The 22,634-nt window shown below is 67.7% G+C and carries 22 protein-coding genes; 14 read left to right on the top strand and 8 right to left on the bottom strand.

The genetic code is table 11. The features are described 5' to 3' along the window. Positions 1-105: 105 nt before the first annotated feature. Positions 106-531: a hypothetical protein gene (locus BMX17_RS06900; protein ID WP_092658747.1), complete on the top strand. Its 426-nt coding sequence runs from the start codon at positions 106-108 to the stop codon at positions 529-531. A gap of 22 nt (positions 532-553) precedes the next feature. On the opposite strand, the gene BMX17_RS06895 is transcribed toward BMX17_RS06900, so the two are convergent. The 6 genes from BMX17_RS06895 to BMX17_RS06870 form a co-directional block, all read right to left on the bottom strand. After that, on the bottom strand, positions 554-2,158 hold the full coding sequence (locus BMX17_RS06895) for a tryptophan--tRNA ligase (protein WP_092658762.1): 1,605 nt from the start codon (positions 2,156-2,158) through the stop codon (positions 554-556). Between the two features lie 229 nt (positions 2,159-2,387). Further along, entirely contained in the window at positions 2,388-2,957 is a 570-nt protein-coding gene (locus tag BMX17_RS06890; RefSeq protein WP_092658746.1) for a hypothetical protein, read from the bottom strand. Positions 2,958-3,007: 50 nt separating this feature from the next. Further along, entirely contained in the window at positions 3,008-4,036 is a 1,029-nt protein-coding gene (gene endA / locus BMX17_RS06885; protein WP_092658745.1) for a tRNA-intron lyase, read from the bottom strand. Positions 4,037-4,087: 51 nt separating this feature from the next. Continuing rightward, positions 4,088-4,831: a DUF91 domain-containing protein gene (locus tag BMX17_RS06880; protein WP_092658744.1), complete on the bottom strand. Its 744-nt coding sequence runs from the start codon at positions 4,829-4,831 to the stop codon at positions 4,088-4,090. Between the two features lie 193 nt (positions 4,832-5,024). Beyond that, the gene (locus BMX17_RS06875) at positions 5,025-5,267 is read right to left on the bottom strand and encodes a DUF8028 family protein (protein ID WP_092658743.1); all 243 of its coding nucleotides are present in this window, start codon (positions 5,265-5,267) and stop codon (positions 5,025-5,027) included. A 214-nt stretch (positions 5,268-5,481) separates the two neighbouring features. After that, positions 5,482-7,842, bottom strand: a complete 2,361-nt coding sequence (locus tag BMX17_RS06870; protein ID WP_092658761.1) for a DEAD/DEAH box helicase — start codon at positions 7,840-7,842, stop codon at positions 5,482-5,484. A gap of 152 nt (positions 7,843-7,994) precedes the next feature. Here BMX17_RS06870 and BMX17_RS06865 point away from each other — a divergent pair, with 152 nt between their 5' ends. From BMX17_RS06865 to BMX17_RS06845, 5 genes are all read left to right on the top strand, one after another. Beyond that, positions 7,995-9,101, top strand: a complete 1,107-nt coding sequence (locus tag BMX17_RS06865; RefSeq protein WP_170845349.1) for an outer membrane protein assembly factor BamB family protein — start codon at positions 7,995-7,997, stop codon at positions 9,099-9,101. A 51-nt stretch (positions 9,102-9,152) separates the two neighbouring features. Continuing rightward, positions 9,153-10,079, top strand: a complete 927-nt coding sequence (gene lipA / locus BMX17_RS06860; RefSeq protein WP_092658741.1) for a lipoyl synthase — start codon at positions 9,153-9,155, stop codon at positions 10,077-10,079. A gap of 146 nt (positions 10,080-10,225) precedes the next feature. Next, on the top strand, positions 10,226-11,980 hold the full coding sequence (locus BMX17_RS06855; RefSeq protein ID WP_139203438.1) for a COG1470 family protein: 1,755 nt from the start codon (positions 10,226-10,228) through the stop codon (positions 11,978-11,980). Positions 11,981-12,190: 210 nt separating this feature from the next. Then, entirely contained in the window at positions 12,191-12,502 is a 312-nt protein-coding gene (locus BMX17_RS06850) for an AbrB/MazE/SpoVT family DNA-binding domain-containing protein (RefSeq protein ID WP_092658739.1), read from the top strand. Further along, a complete protein-coding gene (locus BMX17_RS06845; protein ID WP_092658738.1) occupies positions 12,499-12,921 on the top strand; it encodes a PIN domain-containing protein in 423 nt (140 codons plus the stop codon). Before BMX17_RS06850 ends, BMX17_RS06845 begins: the two co-directional genes overlap by 4 nt. Before the next feature lie 29 nt (positions 12,922-12,950). On the opposite strand, the gene BMX17_RS06840 is transcribed toward BMX17_RS06845, so the two are convergent. Continuing rightward, on the bottom strand, positions 12,951-14,066 hold the full coding sequence (locus tag BMX17_RS06840) for a hypothetical protein (protein ID WP_092658737.1): 1,116 nt from the start codon (positions 14,064-14,066) through the stop codon (positions 12,951-12,953). A gap of 283 nt (positions 14,067-14,349) precedes the next feature. On the opposite strand from BMX17_RS06840, the gene pdhA reads away from it, so the two are divergent. Genes pdhA through BMX17_RS06815 form a run of 5 tightly spaced genes read left to right on the top strand, consistent with a single transcriptional unit; the run spans position 14,350 to position 18,720 of the window. Next, on the top strand, positions 14,350-15,456 hold the full coding sequence (pdhA, locus tag BMX17_RS06835) for a pyruvate dehydrogenase (acetyl-transferring) E1 component subunit alpha (protein ID WP_092658736.1): 1,107 nt from the start codon (positions 14,350-14,352) through the stop codon (positions 15,454-15,456). 1 nt (position 15,457) lies between these two features. Then, positions 15,458-16,465 (top strand): alpha-ketoacid dehydrogenase subunit beta, encoded by a 1,008-nt coding sequence (locus tag BMX17_RS06830; RefSeq protein ID WP_092658735.1) that lies wholly within the window; start codon positions 15,458-15,460, stop codon positions 16,463-16,465. 1 nt (position 16,466) lies between these two features. Next, positions 16,467-18,140 carry a 2-oxo acid dehydrogenase subunit E2 gene (locus BMX17_RS06825; RefSeq protein ID WP_092658734.1) on the top strand — a complete coding sequence of 558 codons (1,674 nt, stop codon included), beginning with the start codon at positions 16,467-16,469 and terminating at the stop codon, positions 18,138-18,140. 49 nt (positions 18,141-18,189) lie between these two features. Continuing rightward, positions 18,190-18,480, top strand: coding sequence for a hypothetical protein (locus BMX17_RS06820; RefSeq protein ID WP_170845348.1), 291 nt, complete (start codon positions 18,190-18,192; stop codon positions 18,478-18,480). A 12-nt stretch (positions 18,481-18,492) separates the two neighbouring features. After that, positions 18,493-18,720, top strand: coding sequence for a hypothetical protein (locus BMX17_RS06815; RefSeq protein WP_092658732.1), 228 nt, complete (start codon positions 18,493-18,495; stop codon positions 18,718-18,720). On the opposite strand, the gene BMX17_RS06810 is transcribed toward BMX17_RS06815, so the two are convergent. After that, positions 18,717-19,247, bottom strand: coding sequence for an HVO_2922 family protein (locus BMX17_RS06810; protein WP_244514943.1), 531 nt, complete (start codon positions 19,245-19,247; stop codon positions 18,717-18,719). The genes BMX17_RS06815 and BMX17_RS06810 overlap by 4 nt on opposite strands. 72 nt (positions 19,248-19,319) lie before the next feature. Here BMX17_RS06810 and lpdA point away from each other — a divergent pair, with 72 nt between their 5' ends. The 3 genes from lpdA to BMX17_RS06795 all read left to right on the top strand — a co-directional run bounded on the left by lpdA (position 19,320) and on the right by BMX17_RS06795 (position 22,602). Next, complete coding sequence (lpdA, locus tag BMX17_RS06805; RefSeq protein ID WP_092658730.1) at positions 19,320-20,744, top strand: dihydrolipoyl dehydrogenase; 1,425 nt, start codon at positions 19,320-19,322, stop codon at positions 20,742-20,744. A gap of 145 nt (positions 20,745-20,889) precedes the next feature. Then, on the top strand, positions 20,890-21,516 hold the full coding sequence (locus BMX17_RS06800; protein WP_092658729.1) for a hypothetical protein: 627 nt from the start codon (positions 20,890-20,892) through the stop codon (positions 21,514-21,516). 90 nt (positions 21,517-21,606) lie between these two features. Further along, positions 21,607-22,602 carry a hypothetical protein gene (locus BMX17_RS06795; protein ID WP_092658728.1) on the top strand — a complete coding sequence of 332 codons (996 nt, stop codon included), beginning with the start codon at positions 21,607-21,609 and terminating at the stop codon, positions 22,600-22,602. Positions 22,603-22,634 lie beyond the last annotated feature (32 nt).

Here is a 22,634-nt window from a genome sequence, read left to right as displayed (position 1 = left end):
AGGGTTCGGATGCCATATGGGATCGATTGTGATGGCCCGGCAAAAGCGTACCGTTGTCGCCGGCGAGCGCAAGAGCTATGTGACAATCCGTAGCCAGATTCAGACATGACCGATCGTGACTCGCGAGACCGGAATCGAGACACTGTCGTCGACCTCTTGTCGGAGGCGGTTCCCGTCGCCGACCCGACGCCGCTGACCGACGTGGCCATGGAGTTGGAGGACGGACTGAATGACTTCGGGCTGGGCCCGTCGGCCATCGAGCGCGTCCTCGACGGCACCAGCCTCCCCGAGGCCGGGGAACTCGACGTGACGAGAGTCGCCGCCCCGGACGCGCGGGTCGCCGAGGAACAGGCCGACGCCGTCGTCGACGCCGGCGGCCAGGCCGTCGACGTGATGGTCGAGGGCAGCGGCGAGGCCGCTACGGTGCTGGTCGACACCGGCGGCGACGTGGTCGAGATCACGACCGAGGGCGGCGAAATGGCCGCCGAGGCGACCGCGGAGTTGCTCGTCGCCGCGCTGGAGGGCGTGTGAGCGGCGACGGCGGCCCGTCCGATCAGTCGCCGCTCGCTCGCTTCCGATCCGAGTCGAACTCGAAGTCCAGTTCGTCCAGTTTCGCTTCCCACTCCTCGCGTTTTGCCTGGTGGTCCTCGAGGAACTGCTCCATCAGCTCGGCGGCCTGTTCCTTGCACCCGCCACAGAGGCGGTCGCCGCCGACACACTCCTCGTAGACCTCCTTGGCGAACTCGTCGTCGTCGCCCGACAGGAGGTAGGCGTACAGTTCGTAGACCGGACACTCGTCGGCCTTCCCGCCTTTCTCGCGCTGTTCCTCGGCGGTCTCGCGCCCGCCCGTCGTCGCCGCCTTCACCTTGTCGTACCCCTCCTCGGGGTCGTCGAGCAGGCTGATGTGACTCGCCGGGATCGACGAGGACATCTTCCCGCCCGTGAGGCCGGTCATGAACCGGTGGTAGATCGAGGACGGCGGGATGAACCCGTAGCCGCCGTGGTCGACCTCGACCTGCCGGGCGAGTTCCTCGGCCGCGGCGTGGTCCAGATCGAACGCGTCGACGTGGGCTTCGTAGCGGCGTTTCTCCCCGTCGATTTCTTCGACCAGTGCGTCGAAGGCCTCGTCGGTGGCGTTGCGGTCGAGGAAGCGGGTCCGGGGCCGGAGCGGTTCTTTGCCGGCGTTGTCGAGTTTCTCGACCGCCCCATTGCGGGCCTCGGTGGCGCTGGTCTCGTAGTCGGCCAGCCACTCGCCGGCCTCGCCACACCGGGGCTGGTCGGGATCCTCGGCGTACTCCTCGCGGTGGTCGTAGGCGATGGCGACCAGTTCCCGCTCGGTGTCGGTCAACTCGAAACTGGCGAAGGCGTCGGTCACCTTGAAGAATCGCATTCGGGTCGACAGGTCCCGCGCGAACCGCATATGCGGGTCCTGATCCGGCCCGACCGGGATCACGGTGGGTTTGGGCTCGTCCAGTTGAGGATAGAGGATGTCGGCCATCTGGGTGACGACCGACTCCATGTGGGACACGTCGGTCTCGCCGTCGAAGCCGTAGATGGCCTGGAACTCCGAGAAGTTCGCCTCGATCCCCAGTTCGAAGGCCAGGTTCTGGACCTCCCGGTTGGTGGACTGGCGGTAGAGATCGCCCGCCTCGGGGTCGAACCCCAGCGCGAGCAGGCTCAGGATGTAGTCGCGGGTGTGCTCGTCGATCTCGTCCCACGTGAGCCCGCGGGCGCTGTGGGCCTCCAGGTCCGCGATCAGGGCGTAGGCGTCCCCGCCCTGCTGTTGATGCCAGATGATCTCGTCGAAGACCATCTTGTGGCCGATGTGGGGGTCACCGGTCGGCATGAACCCCGAGAGCGCGGCCCAGGGCTCGTCGTTGCGCATCGCCTCGGCGACGGCGCGGTAGTCGCGGTGGCCGAAGATCACGCCCCGGCGCATCAGGTAGTGTGGGTCGGGCACCTCGTCGAGCACCTCGTCGAACTGCTCGATGCCGAACTCCTCGAACAGCTTGCGGTAGTCCGAAACCGTCGAGGAGCCCCACGGGTCCAGCGCCACGTCGTCGGCTCCGGCCGCGCCGCCATCTGGTAGCGCCTGTTCGACTGCCGGCGCGTCGTCTCCGGTCGGTTCGTTCGTGTCGGTATCGGGTTCGTGTGTCATCTGTGTCGTCTCCGGTGTCTGTCTGTCGGGCACTCGAAAAGCGAAGGGAGCAACGCCACCACGGCCGTCCTCATTGGAGAGCCGGGGTCGCGAGACTGTCCGCTTCCGGGGAGTTCTGCCAGCGCCAGCGCCATCCGACGGAAGCGGCCATCTTGGCTGAACGTAACCGCGAGCAGGTGTTTAACCGTTTCCAATCTCGGTGCTTGCAATGGTCTCCGACCGGGAGCGTTCAGACCTGATACCCGAACCCACCGAGGCGTTCGATCCGTTTCGGCACCCGCAACAACGTGGCCGCGACGTGCGTTGGCTCGTCGCGCTGGCACGCCCCTTCCCGGTCGACATCCTCGTACCGCAACTGGATTTCCGTCAGTGGTACCCGGTCCCCGTACTGGCCCCACTTGAGCCGTTGCAGATCCCACGTCTCGCACGCATTCACGTCGTACTGGTGGACGACGAGCGTCTCGCTGCCGAGGTCAGTCTCGTCGACGAACGCCCTGGCCGCGTCGCGACCGACCGTCGCCGACGGAAAGTCGAGCGCCGCCCGCTCGGTCTCGGCGGTCACGATCCAGTGGGTCGATCGGTGCTCGATCCGGTGATCGGCGACCGACGACCGAACCGCCGGCCCACCCGCCGGATTCCGGACCGTCCGCGCCGCCGGCGAGTCCGTGCTGTTCGCCCAGGACCGTTCGGTGACTGTCGGTGTCGGCGTCCCGCCGCTATCCGACCCGAGACAGCCGCTCGCTCCGGTGAGTAGTGCTGTGACACTACCCAGAACCTGCCGACGCGACGGAGATCCCATACCGGAGGCAGACGTATCGGTCGAATGAACGTTGTGGTTGCGGAATCGGGTCACGGCGTCAGCCGCTCGGCCGAGAGCCAGTCGATGGTGCCGTCCGCCCCAGCCAGCGCGAACACCATCCGCTTGCGGACGCCACCGGCCAGCCGCACGTCCAGCGCCAGATCCCGGGGCGCGAACTCGTGGTCGTCGGGCACCACCCGCACCAGCAACTCCGAGTGGCTGAGTTCGGAGACCGACTCTACGTCGGCGTAGGTCCGGAAGTCCGCGCCGAACTTGTAGCCGGTCTTGGGCACCACGCCGGCCTCCCGGAGCGCGGTGTAGACCCGGAGCCGGCGGTCGAACCGGTCGCCCTCCACAGTGCGGCCACGTTCGAGGACGGCCGATTCGTCGTCCCCGTCGGTCCCCAGCGCGAGCGCGCCGTGCCGGACGAGGAAGGCGGCCTCTACCAGCGAGAGCTGGAGGGCTTCGACGGTCTCGCCGTCCCGGTCCAGCGGCTGGCCGTAGAAGCCGTGTTCGTAGAGGGCGGCGGGCGGGTCCCAGAGCAGCACACGGTCGTCTAGCAGGGAACCGGGCACGTCGTCGGGAGCGTCGTAGTCAGTCGATCCCGACACGTCGGGCCGGTCGGTCTCCAGATAGGTGATCTCGCTCTCCTCGTCGACGACGGCCAGCACCACGTCACCCAGGTCGCTCGCGGGCACCGTCGCGCGCTCGCTGACGACCCGCACGCGGTAGGCCACCTCGTCGTCCCAGGGTCCCTTCCCGCGAGGGTAGACCACCAGATCGGCGATCCCGTGGTCGGCCACCCAGTCGGCCCCGGTCGGCGAGAGGTAGAACCCCCGATCCCGGAGGTCCTTGTACACCAGAAAGTGCAGGTCCGGGCAGGTCGCCGAGGCGAGAAATTCCCGGAAGCCCATCCCGTCGACGGCGTCGAGATCGCCCCGGTAGAGCAGGTGGGCGGCCTCGACCGGCGCGAGTCGTACCCCGTCGCCGTCGGGATCGCCGTAGCCGCGAGCGTCGTGAAACTGCTCGCGGGCCTGGCGACCGGCGCGAACCACGCCCGAAGACAGCGTCGCGTCCATACCGCCACTCGCCCGCGCGTGGACAAAGCCCCCACGGTCTCGACGGCCCGGTCACGCCGTGGTCGCCTCCGCCCGGCCCGTCTCCGCGCAACCGCTGTCCAGACACCGTTTCCCGCCCGCCGTCTCGAACACAGGGAGGCCACAATCACACTCGTCGACGACTGTCCCGGCCGGGATGCCCCACCCCGTCTCGCAGTCGGGGTAGTGCTCACAGCCGGCCAGCAAGCCACCCCGTCGGAGGATCCGGAGGTCACCGTCACAGTTCGGACAGGCCCACTCGCGGTCGAAGGCCCGCTGTACCGCCTCGTCCAGCGACTCGCACTCCCTGTCGATGCAGACTTCGAACGCGCGCCCGCGTCGGACGCGCATCCGCGGGCACCCGCAGTCACAGTCTTCGGTCTCGGTCATGATCGTCGCGTCCCGCGGAAATCCGTACGCGGCCCGGCAGTCGAGGCAGGTCACCGTCCCGTCGTCCCGGACCAGGCGGCCGTCACAGTCCGGGCAGTCGCCCACCGGGATGCCGACCTCGGCGAGGGGATAGCTGTCGTCGGCGTACGTCTCGTGGACCTCGACGCGGAGAAACTGGTCGCCGTCGGTCGCGGTGAGGACGCCGTCGGCGACGGTCACGGTCTCGGCGCGGGTGAGCCACGCGACGGGCTGGTAGCCCTCGGCCTCGTGGACCAGCACGGTGTCGTCGGGCTTGCGGACGACGATCACGTCGCCCTGGCGGTCGTTCGGGTCGGTCTCGTCGCGGATCGTACACTCGCCGGCCAGCACGCGGGTCTGTTCGGGCATACCCCGGGCTGGTCGGGGTCTGGTACATAAATATCCGGAAGCGTCGGTGGGAGAGACGGGTCGGGCGGGACGCCCGATCCGGCGGTGGGGTGTGGGGGTGGTCCCGTCGGCGTCGGCGTCGGCGGAGACGGGTGGAGGGCGGTGGAGACGGGTGCGGGGACCGTGGGGCAGGCGAGCCCACGCGTCCACGGCGTCAGTCGCGGTTGTAGTCCCGACCCAGGACCGCGCCGGCGAGGTTCGCGACGACCAGCGCCGCGAACAGCGGGAGGAACTCGCCGGCCAGTCCCGAGACCATCATCGGGAACAACACGAGCGGGAGGACGACCGCGCTCCAGAAGCCAAGACACCGCACCGGGGCCAGGAGCTTGCGGCCGGCGTCTTTGCGGGCGGTCCAGTCGGCGACGCCGTCGAACGTGGAAGGTGATTGCGTGGACATCGTGGGTCACCCTGCATTCACTCCTTGGACGGACACCCCCATATAAGGGGCCGACGCTTGCCGAGAATTCGCCTCGTTTTTGCGAGTTTGCCCCCCTTCAGTCACGTTTTACCGCTCGACTGTCTCCGTTCGTACGGCTCTCTAACGTTTTAGGACGTGTCGAGAGATCTTTAGAAGTTTTATCGGCATTTCTGCGCCAGTTTCGGCGATCCGGCTATTCGATGCGGACCGTGCGGGAGTCAGAGACCGGCGTGAGCGGCAGGTCCGGGAAGTGAACCTCGGCAGTGTACGTCAGCGCCTCGGCGTCGCCGCCGAACACGCCGACCGGGAGCGTCGTCGTGCCGAGGTAGCCGTCGGTCGCGGTCATCTCGTGGCCGTTGACCGTGACGCGGACGCCCGCCCGCGCGCCGTCGCCCGCGTTGGTGACCGTCACCTCACACATCTCGTTGCCGCCGCTCACGATCGCGTCGGGGAACTCGCCCCAGTCGAACCGGAGGTTCGGCATGGACTTGGCGCTCGCGTGGACCTGTTTCGCGACGCCCTCGGCGAGGCCCGCGTCCACGAGACCGGACACGCCCGCCTCGCGCACGTCGGCCGGTGAGGCCAGCCCCTTCGTCGCCAGCCGGGACGCCCGGCCGGACCCGACGCCGTCGAGCGCGGTCAGTCCCACGGCGTCCGCGCTGACACCGTGTTCGATGCGAGCCTCGACGCGAGCCGCGAGGTTGGCCGCCGCGGCGGTGCCGAGGTGATCGAGGAACGCCCGAAGCGCGGCGAGCAGGCGGAGCGCGTTCTGGCGGATCACCCACGCGTCGCTTCGGAGTTCCGCTGGCGTCGCCGAGTCCATGCTCGAATCCAGGATCGCGAGGACCTTCCGCGGGCCGGGGTCGAGATCGCGCTCACGGTCGCCCAGCACGGCACGCACGGCGTCGCGCTCGTCCTTGCGCGCGCTCGCGCTATCGAACTCGGCCGCGGTCGCGACCGCCCGCAGTACGTCGTCGGTCGTGAGTTCCGTCGCGGTCCCGTCGCCGCCCTCGGCCCGACGGGCCAGGTCGGCGAACTCCCGGGCCGTGTCCAGCCGGAGGTAAAACTTCGAGGCCAGTCGCCCCAGTCGCGTCGGCGAGAGCGAGAGGCCGTCGCGCTCGACGAAGCCGCGGTCGACCAGCGATTCGAGGGTGTCGCTGACGCGGTCGCGCAACTGGCCGTCCGAGTCGTAGCGGTCGGGGGCCGACCGCGCCCGCACCGCGTAGAACGTCGTCTCGATCCAGTCGAGCACGTCGTCGATGTCCTGGACCGTGCCGAGGACGATCTCGGCGTTGAGGTGGGCGCCCAGATCCGTCGCCAGCCGCGACTCGATCTCCTTGCCGTCCCGGAGCAACTGGCGGTACTTGTCGGCGTCCGAGTGGTCACAGACGACCCAGGCGTAGCCCTGGTCGTCGTAGCCCGGCCGGCCCGCCCGCCCGAGCATCTGGAGCACGTCCAGCGGACTCATATCGACCTCCCCCTCCAGCGGGTCGTGGAGCTTCGTGTCCCGGATCACGACACAGCGCGCCGGGAGGTTGACCCCCCACGCCAGCGTCGAGGTCGAAAAGAGCAGTCCCAGAGTTCCCTCGCGGAACCAGCGCTCCACGAGGGTCTTGTCGTCCTTCGAGAGCCCGGCGTGGTGAAAACCAACGCCGTCCAGCACGGACTTCCGGAGCGTCTCGTTCTGGAGCTGTTCGGCCTCCTGATGAAAGTCGTAGTCGCCGCGGGCACCCATCGGCACGTCCCGCTCGGCGAGTTCGTCGCGGGTCTTCTTGGCGGCCTGCACGGTGTCCTGTCGGGAGGAGACGAACACGAGCCCCTGCCCGTCCTCGCGGAGGTGCGGTTCCACCAGATCCAGTGCCCGGTAGAGCCGTCGGTACTTGTCGGCGAAGGCGTTCTCGCCGTGAGTGTAGGTCTTGACGCCGGCCTCCAGCGGGACGGGGCGGTACTTCTCGCCGAAGGCGAAGGTGGTCTCGGCGGGGGCGTCCAGCCACTCGGCCACGTCGTCCACGTTGGGCATCGTCGCCGAGAGCGCGACGATCCGAGGGTCACAGAGCCGCCGGAGCCGCGAGATCGTCACTTCCAGCACCGACCCGCGGCGGTCCGAATCCAGCAGGTGAACCTCGTCGATGATACAGCAGTCCACGTCGGTGACGAAGCCGTAGCGAGGCGAGTCGTGTTTGCGCGTGGCCGAATCGGCCTTCTCGGGAGTCATCACGAGGATGTCGGCCCGCTCCGCTCGTCTGGGGTTCAGGTCGCGCTCGCCGGTGACGACGTACACCGAGTAGCCCAGGTCCTCGAAGCGCTCCCACTCGCTTTCCTTCTCGTTGGTGAGCGCGCGAAGTGGAGCGAGAAAGAGGGCGGTCCCGCCCGCATCGAGGGCCCGGCAGATGGCGACCTCGGCGAGCGCGGTCTTGCCGCTGGCGGTCGGCGCGCTGACGACGACGTTGTCCTCGCGCTCCAAGAGTGCCGGCAGGGCCTCCGACTGCATCCGGTTGAACGACTCGAACGGGAAGGCGTCGGCGAACTCGGGGAGGACCTCGTCGATGGCCACCTGCGGCTCGTGATCTACGCTCCCTGGCACGACAGCAATCGGGAGTGCCGAGAGTATAGGCGTTTCCGTCGCGGTCGGTCCCGCGTCGCGACGCGTGAGCGACGGGCAGTCGACCGCACACACTTATGTTAGATCGAATACGTGTCTACAGTATGCGACGACGGACGTACGTAGCGGCGGTGGGGGCATCGCTGTCCGGCGGTTGTCTAGGTCTCGGTCGGCGCGAAGAGCAGGAAACGGGACCCGGGACGGAGACGGCGACCGGTACGGGGACGCCCTCGTCCGGCGGTTCCGAGCGGGTCGGGTTCGAGCGCCAGTGGACGACAGAACTGGGTATCGACGCCCTGGACGGGGCGCACGTCTCGACCGTCGCGTGGAACGACACGGTGTACACCACACACGACCGGGGGATGACGGCATTGTCACTCGCGGACGGTGACGAGCGCTGGGCGAACCCGTCGACGAGGACGTTCGACGCGCTGGCGGCCGACGACGACGGGCTGTACGCGGTCTGGACGACGGGCGAGGTGCTGGCTGTCGACCCCGATACCGGCGAGGCGCGCTGGGAACGCGGCGATGTCGGGGACGAGAACACCGTCTACGGCCCGGTCGTCACGACCGCCGACCACGTGGCCGCCAACGGGTCCGCCGGTGTCGTCGTTCACGAGAAGTCCGGGGGCGAGCGGATCGCGACGCTCGGCGAGTCGGCGAGGCTTCTGGCCGCACACGACGGCGGGTTTCTGGTCGATTCGCGGGCCGGACTCGCGCGATACGAGCCGGACGGAACGGTCGGCTGGCGACTCGAGGACACGCCGTCCGGCTTCACCGTCGGCGCGGCGGTCGGGGAGGGGACACCAGTCGTGGCCGGGGAGCGCTCGGTAGCCGCCGTCGACCCCGCGGACGGGACGAAGCGCTGGGAGCGACGCGTCGAGACAGACTTCAACGCGAGCGTGACCACGGCGGGGGGCGTCGCGCTGGTCAGCGAACGGTTCGACCCCACCACCGTGTCGGCCTTCGAGATCGATTCGGGGGCCAGACTCTGGACCGAGAACCGAGATGGAGAGGTACCGTTTCCGACGGTCGGACTCGACTCGGCGGTCGTCGTCGAGGACGACGAGCAGGCACAGGCCCGAGATCTCCGGACCGGCGAGGTCATCGACTCGTTCGAGACTGGGTTCAAGAGATTCATCATGGGGACCGCCGGACGCGGCCGAACGTTCGTCGGCGTCGGCAGGACGGTCTACTGCTACCAGGTGTGATCGCCGGCCGGAACCCCAGGTTTTTCTCCCGACGGCCCCTGCTGTTCGACAATGAGTCGCGCCCGCAAGCCCGACTGGCTCAAGATGGCTCCCCCGTCGGGCGAGCGCTTCACCGACATCAAAGAGACCCTGCGGGAGCACGACCTCCACACCGTCTGTGAGGAGGCCAACTGCCCGAACCTCGGGGAGTGCTGGAGCGGCGAGGAGGGGCCCGGCACGGCGACGTTCATGCTCATGGGCGAGCGGTGTTCCCGCGGATGCAATTTCTGTGACGTGGAGACCGGCGGGATGGAGCCGCTGGACCCCGAGGAACCGGGGCAGGTCGCCGACGCCGTCGCCGAGATCGGGCTGGACTACGTCGTCCTCACCAGCGTCGACCGCGACGACCTGCCCGACCAGGGCGCGGGCCACTTCGCCGAGACGATCCGCGCGATCAAGGAGCGCCACCCCGGTATTCTGGTGGAGTGTCTGATCCCCGATTTCCAGGGCGAACCCGATCTCGTCCGGAAGATCGTCGACGCCGACCCCGACGTGATCGCCCACAACATCGAGACCGTCGACCGCCTGCAGTGGCCCGTCCGGGACCGCCGGGCCGGCTACGAACAGTCCCTCTCCGTACTCCGGCAGGTGGATCGGGAATCGGACATCTACACCAAGACCAGCCTCATGCTCGGCGTCGGCGAGTACGACCACGAGATCTACCAGACCCTGCGGGATCTCAAGACGGTGGGCGTCGACGTGGTGACGCTGGGCCAGTACCTCCAGCCCTCCCGCTCGCACCTGGAGGTCAGCGACTACGTCCACCCCGACGCCTTCGAGACGTGGCGCAGAGTGGCCGAAGAGGAACTGGAATTCCTCTACTGTGCCTCCGGCCCGATGGTCCGGTCTTCCTACCGGGCCGGCGAGTTGTTCGTCGAGGCCGTGCTGGCGGGCGAGGACCCGGCCGAGGCCCGCGAACGGGCGCGAGCGAGCGAGTAGCGAGAGCGGGTCCGGTACCGGATTGAGCGGACGACAGATCGAACCCCACAGCCCCAGCCACCGCTCGCTCGCGGCCAGTAGTTAATTTAAATTATCTTTAAGTAAAATTATTACTCGCTATCGGCTTGGTAGCGTAAGGGCAAAGAATGATCGCAGCTAGCAGGCGGGCATTGGTCGTCGGGGTCGTGATCGCCCTCGTTGCGGGGACGGGGACAGTCGCGGCCACGACGCCGGCAGCCACACAGTCCGACGACACCCAGAAATTCGAATTCGACCTCGACGGCAACGAGAGCGACGGCAGATTCCAGTTCAGTGGGAACAGCAACGGCTCGGTCTTCGACTTCAGCGAGACCAGGGACTCGCCGGACTTCAGCTTCGGCGAGACAAGTGAACCGCCGGACTTCTCGGGCATCGGTGACGACGACGGGTCACCGTTCGATTTCTCGGGCATCGGTGACGACGGCGAGGCCCCCGACTTCTCCGGCATCGGTGACGACGGCGAGGCTCCCGACTTCTCCGGCATCGGTGACGACGGCGAGGCCCCCGACTTCTCCGGCATCGGTGACGACGGCGAGGCACCCGACTTCTCCGGCATCGGTGACAGTGACGACGACGGCGACGACGGGCAAGAGCCCGGTGACGGTGACAGTACCGAACCGAACGCGCCTGCTACCTTCCAGATCTCGAACATCGGCACGAACTCGCCGGTGACGGAAGGCGAGACGCTTACCGTCGACGCGACGGTCGAGAACGTCGGCGACCGTGAAGGAACCCAGTCGGTCACGCTGTCGGTGCTCGACCAGAGCAGCAGTTCCGACGTGACGCTGGCCGGCGGCGCGACGGAGGAGATCGCGCTGTCGGTGCCTACACAGCCCGGTGACGCCGGCTCCGTCACCGCGATGGTCCAGACGGTGAATGACTCCCTGAGTACGAGCGTGCAGATCAACGAGGCCGACTCGGCGGCGAACTTCCAGCTGTCGAACCTGCAGGCCCCCGAGACCGTCCAGGCGGGTGAGACGATCGAGGGGTCGATCGACATCGAGAATATCGGCGGCCGCGAGGGGACCCAGACCGGCGGGTTCGGGGTCGACGTCGACGGCGACGGCGACATCGAGACGCTGGAGGAGCGCACCGTCACGCTCGCTCCCGGCGAGCGAACGACCGAGACTCTGACGCTCCCGCTGGCGGAGTCGTTGCCCGGCGGAACCGTCACGTTCGGCGTACACACCGAGAACGAGACGGTCACTCGACAGGTCTCGGTCGTGGCGGCGGACGGGTCGACAGCCGACGACCTGCCCGAGTACCGGTCGTTCACGGCCTACGTCGAGGAGGGGTACATCGAGGTCGGCGAGAAGGACCGCCGGGGCGACCTCCCGGACTGTCCGAGCGGGATCCCCGAAAACGAGACGAAAGGCTGTGCGCAGTTCACCGCGAGTTTCGACCAGACCACCGGGGAGTACACCGTCACGCCCGAGAACTTCCGGTTCCCGGTGATCCGTTTCGAGTCGGACACGCTCGACGATATGCCGACCAACATCTCGGCCACGACGACGGTCGAGGGCTCGCTCGACACCGCAACCGGCTACAGCACGTTCGAAGCATCCACCTTCGCCAACCTCCTGATCCCAGAGATCGAAGGCTGTGGGATGCCCGTAGTCGTGAACGGCACGACCGGTGACAGCGGCAGCCTGTCCGGGAGCAACGGGAGCACCAGGTCGGTCATCACGACCGGAACGTCGAACGCCACGCTGGTCGACAACGAGTTCACCGTCCCGGGCGCACGGAGCTGTGACGGTCTCGAAACCGCAATCGGCAACGACGTCGGCCTGCCCGCCGGTGCCGGCGAGAACGAGTTCGTGATGGAACTGTACATCGAGTTCCACGCGGAACCGGTCGCCTGACCGGTCGGCTCCGGCGGTCGGCGACGCGATTTTGCGTCACCAACGCGGCGGCGACGGAGACCCGGAACTCGAACGGGAGCGTGTGGCGCGGGCGAGCGTGTGAGCAAACGCAAGCGGACCGGTGGGGGACAGGCGGTCACGAGGCGACGGCTCGGCGGCGTCAGCAACACCGTTTAGTATGAATCTCTCGAAGTAATGGGTAGAGAAAGTATGAGTGGAACAGAATCAGAGAAAGTGGTCTCGGTGTCGTCGCGGGGGCAGGCGACGATTCCCAAGGAGTTCCGGGAGGAGTTGGGAATCGACACGCCGGGGCGTGTGAAGTTCGTCCGGACAGACGAGGGCGAAATCGTCGTACGGCCGATCCGCTCGGCGACCGATCTCCGGGGCATACTGGCAGGCAAAACCGACGACGAGGGACGGACGGCGACGGAACGGCTCCAGGAGAGTCGAGAGCGTGACGCCGCCAGGGAGACGAAATTGCGCGACCGCGACCGCGACGAAACCGAGGGAACGGACGAATGACAGACGAGTTGCCTGAGACGGTCGTCTTCGACGCCGAACCGCTCATCGCGTACTTCCGCGACGAACCCGGAAGTGACGTCGTCGAGAGATACATCGGCGGCGTGGAGGGATCTGTGGCGGGATACATCTCGGCAGTCAACCTCGCTGAAGTCCACTACGTCGTTCGAGGCCTCGACAGCGAAGAACGCGCAGAGATGATCGTCGACGTGCTCAAAGAGAGCGGGATCGAACGGATCGACACGGCAGAGACCTGGCGACTCGCCTCGGAGTTCAAGTCTCACCACGCACCCGCACTCGGAGACGCGTTCGCACTCGCGACGGCGACCCACGTCGACGGCACGCTGCTCGTCGGTGCCGACGACGATTACGACAGCATCACGGACGTTCCGATCACGCAGTTCCGAGACGAACCGGCATGACCGTGACTGTCCGTTCCAGTGAGTGACGATTATCGTCGGCCACGTTCGCCGTCGGGAACCAGCACCAGCGCCGGGCCGTCGGTGGTCCCGGGACAGCTATCGGCCCGGCGGACCGGGACGGTTCCGAGGTCGCGGATTTCCGCCAGCGACCGTCCCTCGACGCTGTCGAGGAGGACGACGACGCCGTACTGGTGGTGCTCTCCGCCAGCGAGTCGTACCTGGTCGACGGGACTGGCATACTCGTCGTTGCCGACGACCAGAACCGGACCGTGGCCAGCGGTCGTCTGTATTCGCTTGCCGCCGGTGTCGTACAGACAGGCCGTGTACGCCGGAACGTCGGCGGTCCGTTCGAACCCGAACGCGTTGTCGACCGAGACTGTCCCGATGGGTACGGATAGCGACCGAAACCCGTAGTCCGTGATGGAGTACGTGCGGTTCTCGGCGGCCGAGAGGTTCGCCGTCGCTTCGGTGTCGAGATCCGTCGCCGGACGAGGGCCGGACAGGTCGTAGGCCATCACGCCGCCGGCGACGAGCGCGAAGACCACCGCGAGCGAGACCGAGACGCAGCGGTCGATGGGCGAGTTGGTCCCCAGCCAGCCTCGGACGACCAGGAGTGCGATGATTGCGACGGGGACGGCCAACACCAGACCGATGCCGCCGACGAGCAACGACAGCGCCACCGGCACCACAAACAGGTGGGTCGTCGCCGCGGCACTCAAGAAGGCCGTATCGAGACCCTGAACCGACACCGCGTCGCCGAGTAAAACGAATGTGACGACGGCCGCCGACAGCGCCACCAGCGGGAGCGTCGTCGAGAGCCAGTCCGGGACACCGAATACCAGTCCGCCACCGGCGAGGGCCCCGGCGACCGTGGCGACCAGGCTGACGCCGGTCACCTCTTCCCACACCGACGCCGCCGACCCACCCGAAGGATCGGTCGTTATCACGACGATCTGTGAGAGCGGCGCGAGGATCAGCAGGTACAGAACCGCCATCACCGGAATGACGAGGGGCTGACCCCACCCGTCGAGGTGAAGCAACGGAGCGAGCGTCCCGCTGAGAATCCCGAAATGGAACGCCAGCCAGAGCGCGGTCACGGCGGTGACGTACTGCACACACAACCGGACCGGCCCACTCAGTGACACGTTTCGTCCGACCCCGGCCCCCAGAATAAGTTTTGTGTCACTGGCCACATTGTATGACACGCGGACGCGAGCGCGCACGCTCCGCCACGGGCATCGCCGACGAGCGCCACGAAACGTTCGTCCACTTTTCTGCCCGACTCCGCCCGAGAAGTGCGAAGAACAACAGTCCAGAACGACCGTCCGCGAAGCCGCGCGCGCAAGATTGCGTGGTAACGAAAGCTATTTGCCAAAAACATATTAGCGAGCGCCGCGAGGTGTCTGGTATGTGTTGTCGGAGGGCAGTATGAGTACCCTACAGCGTGGCCCGGGCGAACGGGTCGAAATTCTCGACGAGGATGGCCAGGTCCGGGATGGCGCGACGGTACCGGACCTGGGCGACGAGGCGTTGGTCGGGATGTACAGACAGATCACGTTAGCCAGACACTTCGACCAGCGGGCGGTGTCCCTCCAGCGCCAGGGCCGGATGGGCACCTATCCCCCACTCTCCGGCCAGGAGGCCTCCCAGATCGGGAGCGCCCACGCACTGGACGAGGACGACTGGCTGTTCCCGAGCTACCGGGAGGCCGGCGCGGCGGTCGTTCGCGGGGTGCCCCTGGAGAAGATCCTCCTGTTCTGGATGGGCCACGAGGATGGCAACGCCGTCCCCGAGGACGTGAATATGTTCACGATGGCGGTCCCCATCGCCACGCAGGTCCCCCACGCGACCGGGGCGGCCTGGGCCTCGAAACTCGAGGGCGAGCGAAAGGCCTTCCTCTGTTACTTCGGGGACGGCGCGACCAGCGAGGGCGACTTCCACGAGGGCATGAACTTCGCCGGCGTGTTCGACACGCCCACCGTCTTCTTCTGTAACAACAACCAGTGGGCAATCTCGGTGCCCCGCGAGCGCCAGACGGCGAGCGCGACGCTGGCCCAGAAGGCCCACGCCTACGGGTTCGAGGGTGTGCAGGTCGACGGGATGGACCCCCTCGCCGTCTACCAGGTGACCCGCGATGCCGTCGAGAAGGCCAAAGACCCCGACGAGGGCGAGTTGCGGCCGACGATGATCGAGGCCGTCCAGTACCGCTTCGGGGCCCACACCACCGCCGACGACCCCTCGGTCTACCGGGACGACGACGAGGTCGAGGAGTGGAAGCGCAAAGACCCCATCCCACGGCTGGAGACGTTCCTGCGCGAGCGTGGCCTGCTGGACGACGAGACCGTCGCCGCCATCGAGCAGGAGAATTCGGATCGAGTGGCCGAGGCGATCGACGCGGCGGAGTCGGTCGAGCGCCCCGCACCCGACGAAATGTTCGCTCACGTCTACGCGGAGATGCCCCAACGCTTACAGCAACAGCTTGAGTACTTCGAGCGCATCAGGGACCGACACGGCGACGACGCCCTCCTCGAATAACATGAGTCAGGCAACCGATACCGAGACCGAGGCACAGGACCTCACGCTCGTACAGGCCGTCCGCGATGGATTGTACGGCGAGATGCAACGGGACGACGACGTCCTCGTGATGGGCGAGGACGTGGGCGAGAACGGCGGCGTCTTCCGGGCCACCCAGGGGCTCATCGAAGAGTTCGGTGACGACCGGGTGATCGACACGCCCCTCGCGGAGTCGGGCATCGTCGGCACCGCCATCGGCATGGCCGCCTACGGCCTCCGCCCGGTGACTGAGATCCAGTTCATGGGGTTCATCTACCCCGCGTTCGATCAGATCGTCTCCCACGCCGCCCGCCTGCGCACCCGAAGCCGGGGCCGGTTCACCTGCCCGCTCGTGGTGCGGGCCCCCTACGGCGGCGGCATCCGGGCACCGGAACACCACTCCGAGTCCAAGGAAGCGTTCTTCGTCCACGAGGCCGGTCTCAAGGTCGTCATCCCCTCGACGCCGTACGACACCAAGGGGCTACTCGCGAGTGCCATCCGCGATCCGGACCCGGTGATCTTCCTCGAACCCAAACTCATCTACCGGGCGTTCCGCGAGGAAGTGCCCGACGAGCCCTACACCGTGCCGCTGGGCGAGGCCGCGGTCCGCCGGGAGGGCAGTGACGTATCCGTGTTCACCTGGGGTGCGATGACCCGCCCGACGATGGAGGCCGCCGAGACCCTCGCCGAGGAGGGGATCGACTGCGAGGTGGTGGACCTCCGGACGCTCTCGCCGATGGACGAGGACGCCATCAAAGAGTCGTTCAAGAAGACCGGCCGGGCGGTCGTCGTCCACGAGGCCCCCAAGACGGGCGGCCTCGCGGGGGAGATCATCGCCACCATCCAGGAGGACGTCCTCCTCTACCAGGAGGCCCCGATCAACCGGGTGACGGGCTTCGATACGCCCTATCCGCTGTACGCCCTGGAGGACTACTACCTGCCGGAGGCCGCCCGCATCGAGGACGGCATCCGCGAGACCGTGGAGTTCTGAGATGGTCCGTGAGTTCAAACTCCCCGACGTGGGCGAGGGCGTCGCCGAGGGCGAGATCGTTCAGTGGCTCGTCGGCCCGGGCGACCCCGTCTCGGAGGACCAGCCAGTCGCAGAGGTCGAGACCGACAAGGCCGTCGTCGAGGTTCCCTCGCCGGTGAACGGCACGGTCAAAGAACTGCGCGCCGAGGCCGGCGAGGTGGTCCCCGTCGGCGAGGTCATCATCGTCTTCGAGGTCGAGGGCGAAACGGACGAGACTGGAAGCGAACCGGCCGGTGGGGAGGAACCCGCGGACGCCGAACCGACCGACGCCGAAGCGGCGGAGCCGACCGAGGACTCCGCGAGCCCAAGCACGAACGGCGAGTCGGGCGGTCGGGTGTTCGCCGCACCAAGCGCTCGCCGACTGGCCCGCGAACTCGGGGTCGACCTCGCCGCCGTCGACGGTTCCGGTCCCGGCGGTCGCATCACGGAGATGGACGTTCACACCGCGGCCGAGGGCGATGCGACCGAACCCGAACCGACGGCCGAGACGGGGGCGGCCGAGGCTGACGCGACGACTGCCGGCGACGAGGCCGAGACCGCCATCGCCGAGGCCGAGGAACCGCTGGGCGGCGCCCAGCCCACCGTCGTCGAGGGGAGCCAGCCCACGACGGAGGACGCGGGGGCCCCCACAGCGGCCGAACCGGCCGACCGCGACCGCACGCTGGCGACCCCGGCGACCCGCGGCGTCGCGAAGGAACTCGACGTGGACATCGACGCGGTGCCCGCGACCGAGGAACGCGACGGCGAGGCCGTCGTCACGACCGCGGCCGTCCGGGAGTACGCCGAGGCCCAGCGCGAAGCGCAGGCGGCCGACGCCGAGGCGATTTCGGCTGGCGGCGAGCGCGAAGGAGCCCCAGCGGCCGAGTCCGACCGGGCCGAGGTCGCCGCCGGCTCCGAGGAACGGATCCCCTACCGCGGCGTGCGAAGGACGATCGGCCAGCAGATGGAACAGTCGAAGTTCACTGCGCCCCACGTCACTCACCACGACCGGGTCGACGTGACGGAACTGGTCGCGGCCCGCGACGACCTCGCGGAACGCGCCCAGCAACGGGACATCAAGCTCACCTACCTGCCCTTCGTCGTGAAGGCAGTCGTCGCCGCGCTCCGGGAGTACCCGATCCTCAACTCCCAGCTCGACGAGGAGGCAGAAGAGATCGTCACGCGAGGCGACTACAACGTCGGGGTCGCCACCGCCACCGACGCCGGGCTGATGGTGCCCGTCGTCGAGGACGCCGGGCGGAAATCCCTGCTCGACATCGCCAGCGAGGCCAACGAACTGGTCGCGAAGGCCCGCGAGCGGTCGATCAGCCGCGAGGAGATGCAGGGCGGCACCTTCACCATCACCAACTTCGGAGCCATCGGCGGGGAGTACGCCACGCCGATCATCAACTACCCCGAGACCGCGATTCTCGGCCTCGGGGCGATCAAAAAGCGGCCGTGGGTGGTCGAGAACGACGACGAGGACGAGGGGATGTTCCCGAGCGAACAGTCGGTCGGCGGCGAGGTCGTCCCGCGCCACGTCATGACCCTCTCGCTGTCCATCGACCACCGCGTGATCGACGGCGCGGAGGCCGCCCGGTTCACGAACACGCTGAAGGAGTACCTGCGGGACCCGACGCTGCTGTTACTGGAGTAGACCGCGGGCGGACCGCTACTTTTTCGTTGCCTCCATGACACGACTCGGCGTGTCCTCCACCATCGATCCGAAACGGCTGTTCGTCGAAACCGTCGCAGTGGCCGAGATCCTGTTACTCTGGGGTCTCGTTGCCGTTCTCGCGGAGACCCTGGTGCGCGGTTACCGAGCGGCCGGGACCGCGGCGCTCGGTCTTCGGGTGGCCGGAATCGTGATGGCGTTCGTATACGTCGCCGCACGTGCGGACGCGCTCGCGGGGTCCCGGCCGTGGACCGACTGGCCGGGAACGGGCAGCGGACAGATCCGCGAGAACTGGCGGGTCCTGCTGGCGGCCGCACCCTAGGTCCTGGCCGCGGTGGCGACGCGGTTTCTCCCACCGCTGACCCAGTTCGGCGTCCCACCGCTGTATCGAACGATTCTCGACCCGGTGGCGTTCGCGCTCACGGGGGCCGCGGCCGCGCCCGCGGTGCTGTACGCCGTCGCGTTCGGCCTCGCGTGGGTTCGACAGGAGTGGCGACCGCGGGACGACACCGGCGACGCCGACCGTTCGTCCGACGGAAGCGGCGCGACGGCCGACGACTAATCCTCTAGCTCTACGTCCGCACCGGGCGCGTTGCGCTGGACGCTTTCCAGCCCGTTAATCGCGCCACGCTTGCGGTTGTACCCTTCACCGCTGTCGGCCACGATGTTGCCGTTGCGGTGGCGGAGCCGCCAGCGCCACTCGTCGGCCCTGTCCCGGTACACCTCGAAGGCGGCCTGCGAGTCGGGCGTGGCGTTGCCCGGGGCGTTCGTGGGGCCGGTCGTCGTGTCGGCAGCGTCCGTCGTCGGTGGCCCGTCGGTCCCCGCCGACTCGGTCTCCTCGGCCGCTCGCTCGTCGTCGGGGTCCCACGTCAGTTCGACCGCCAGATCGCGTGTCTCACCGTCGTCGGTCGTCACCCGGTCGACCTCGAACTCGATGTCCATCTCGGTCGGGACGCCGACGTCGACGTCTTCCCCGGCCAGGGCGTCGAAACCGATGCCGGACTCCAGATCGTCCGCGAGCGAGCGCAGCAGCGCCGCGGTCGCCGCGGCGTCACGGCGGTCGGTCCGCGAGAACAGTTGCTCTTCCATGCACGGGAACTCGGGGCGACGAGGCATAAAGCCAACCCGCACACTCAAAGTCCGGGGGTGCGTTGCCGTGGTATGGTCGTCGGCGACATCGCGACTGGCACCGACGTACTGGTAATCGGCGCGGGCCCCGGCGGGTACGTGGCGGCGATCCGGGCCGCCCAGCTCGATCTGGACGTGACCCTCGTCGAAAAGGACGCCTACGGCGGGACCTGTCTCAATCACGGCTGTATTCCCTCGAAGGCACTCGTCTCGGCGACGGACGTGGCCCACGAAGCACGCGAGGCCGAACACATGGGCGTCCACGCCGATCCCGCCATCGACATGGCCGGCATGGTCGGCTGGAAAGACGAGGTGGTCGATCAGCTCACCACCGGCGTCGAACGGCTCTGCAAGGGCAACGGCATCAACCTCGTGGAAGGGACGGCCGAATTCGCCGACGAGAACACGGCGCGGGTCGCCCACGGCGGCGAGGGGCAGGGCTCGGAATCGATCGAGTTCGAACACGCGATCGTCGCGACGGGGAGTCGGCCGATCGAACTCCCCTCGCTGCCGTTCGACGGCGACCGGATTCTCTCCTCTCGGCACGCGCTGGCCCTCGACTCGGTGCCCGACGAGTTGCTCGTCGTCGGGGCCGGCTACATCGGGATGGAACTGGCGACGGTGTTCGCCAAGGCCGGCAGCGACGTGCGAGTCGTCGAAGCGCTCGATCAGGCGCTCCCGATGTACGAGGCCGACGTGACCCGCGTGGTCACCCAGCGCGCGAAATCCCTGGGCGTCGACTTTCACTTCGAGGAGGCCGCCGCCGACTGGGAGGCACGGGACGAGGGCCTGACCGTCGTCACCGAGGGTGAGGACGGGACGGTCTCGGAGTACGACGCCACGAAGGCGCTGGTCGCCGTGGGCCGCGAACCCGTGACCGACACCGTCGCCCTGGACGCGGCGGGCGTCGAGACCGACGACGACGGGTTCGTACCGACGGACGACCGCGCGCGCACGAACGTGGATCACGTCTTCGCCGTCGGCGACGTGGCCGGCGAGCCGATGCTCGCCCACCAGGGGATGAAAGCCGGCGAGGTCGCGGCGGAGGTGATCGCGGGCGAACCGGCCGCGCTGGACCAGCAGGCCATCCCCGCGGCGGTGTTCACCGACCCGGAGATCGGGACCGTGGGACTGACCGAACGCGAGGCCGAGGAGGCGGGTTTCGAGCCCGTCGTGGGGGAGTTGCCGCTCCGCGCGTCCGGGCGGGCGCTCACCCACGACGACACCGACGGGTTCGTCCGCATCGTCGCCGACGAGGCCGACGGATTCGTCCTCGGGGCCCAGATCGTGAGCCCGGACGCCTCGGAGTTGATCGCGGAGGTCGGCCTGGCCATCGAGATGGGAGCCACGCTGGAGGACCTGGTCGCGACCGTCCACACCCACCCGACGCTCTCCGAAGCCGTGATGGAGGCGGCCGCGAACGCGATGGGGCAGGCGATCCACACCCTGAACCGCTGAACCGGACCCGTCCGCAGTCGGGCGAAAATCGTTCACATTTTCCGACAGTCGTGGCCCCCTCGGTGGGTTGGTTCGGTGCCGGACACGACCAAAAGAGATATACTTTCGATTTCGAAAGTCGGCACCACGAGCCGATCGGATAGCCATGACAGACGAGACGGACGACCACGACGATATCACGAGCGCGATTCTCTCGGGCTCGATGTACGATCAGTTGCGCCTCCGGCGACGGACCTACTTCTCCCAGCCGACGGTCACGAAACTGACCTGGCAGAGCCTGCTTCTGGGCGGACTCACCCTGCTCTTGCCGATCTATCTCCTCTTTCCCACGACAGTGAGCGAATACGTCCCGTCGGCCGACCCGGCGCTCGCCTCACCGAAGGTCCTCATCCTGGGGCTCGTGGGTGCGAGTATCGTGACGTGTACCGCCCTCCTGTTGATCGGCGGGGCGGTGTACCGCATCCGGAATCACCCGCTCGACGAGTCACAGGCCCGGGCCGTCCTCAACGTCGAGGATTTCGCCTCCTACCTGGCGTTCGGGACCGGCGGGCTGGCCATCGGACTGACCGTCGTCTACTTCCTGCTGGGGTTGGGTGGCGGCGCGGCCGTCGAGAGCTACGTCCAGACGATGGACGGCGTCAATCCCTTCGCGGCCTCCGGCACCGGGCTGTCGGTCGTCGAACTGGCCGTCGCCTCCTTTCTCGGCTGTATCGTCTTGCTCATGATCCGACTGTATCTCAAACTCCGACTGCTCGAACTCGACGGCGTGTGAGCCGATGGCCGCCGAACGCGGCGGTTCAGTGATCGCTGCCGAACCCATACCATCGATCATCTTTTATGTTATTACATACAGGAATGGGGCATGGAGCAGACACGTCGGCGGTTTCTGGCCGCCAGTGCGGCGCTCGGGTCAGGTGCGCTCGCGGGCTGTAGCGCGGTTTCGGACGCGATTCCGTTCATCGGCGGAGGTGGGCTGGGTGACTACGAACAGTGGGTCTACGAGCCGGATCGGTTCGCCAGTGCCGACGAGAGCGGGGAGTTCGGCGACGACAGTGTCGCGTTGAGTATCTTCGCGATCAACCAGCAGTCGATCTACGAGAACCGCGAGGAACTGTACCCCAGCACGTACAGCTCCCTGTCGCGGAACTTCGTGTCGAACACGGGGATTCTCCCGCGGAACGTCTCCATGGTGCTCAACCTCCCGGAGGGAGTGGTCCTCTCGGGGTCGTTCGAGCGGGGCGAGGTCACCGCCGAACTCGAAGCCGACACCAGCACCGAGTACGAGAGCGACGGCAGTCACGAGGGGTACGACCTGTACGTCCGGGCCGAGCGCGAGGAATCGCCCGACGCGTTCGGCGTCGCCGATGGCACCGTCGTGCAGGGCCAGCGGGTCGACAACTTCGGCTCCGACGCCGACTCGGTCCCGGCCACGGACGTGGTCGAAGGGATCATCGACACCAACAGCGGCGGTGCCACCCGGTACGTGAACGCCAACGACGCGTTCGGGACGCTGGTCAGTTCGCTCAGCGGCAGCAGTTTCCTCACCGCCACGGTCCGGAGCGACCCCATCGGCTCCGACGAGGCCGACGAAAACAGCGGTGAGTTCGAGGGACTGGTCGCCAGCGGACAGGCCTCCACGATCAACGGCGCGACGACCGACTCACAGTCGGTGTTCGTCTTCGACTCCCAGAGTGACGCCGACACGGGCGCCGTCACCGACTACGTCGAGTACAACGACAACGAGGGGCAGTTCGCCCGCGCCCGCAACGTCGAGGTCAGCCAGAGCGGCCGGACCATCACCGTCACCGCCACGGCCGACACCTACACCGCCCCCAATCTCGGCAGTGGAACCGAGTAACGGGCCGATCCGGTGGTTACTATCGAATATAT

Origin of the sequence: Halorientalis persicus, from assembly GCF_900110215.1 — an archaeon.
Classification (GTDB): domain Archaea; phylum Halobacteriota; class Halobacteria; order Halobacteriales; family Haloarculaceae; genus Halorientalis; species Halorientalis persica.
This window is presented reverse-complemented; position numbering and strand designations above follow the sequence as displayed.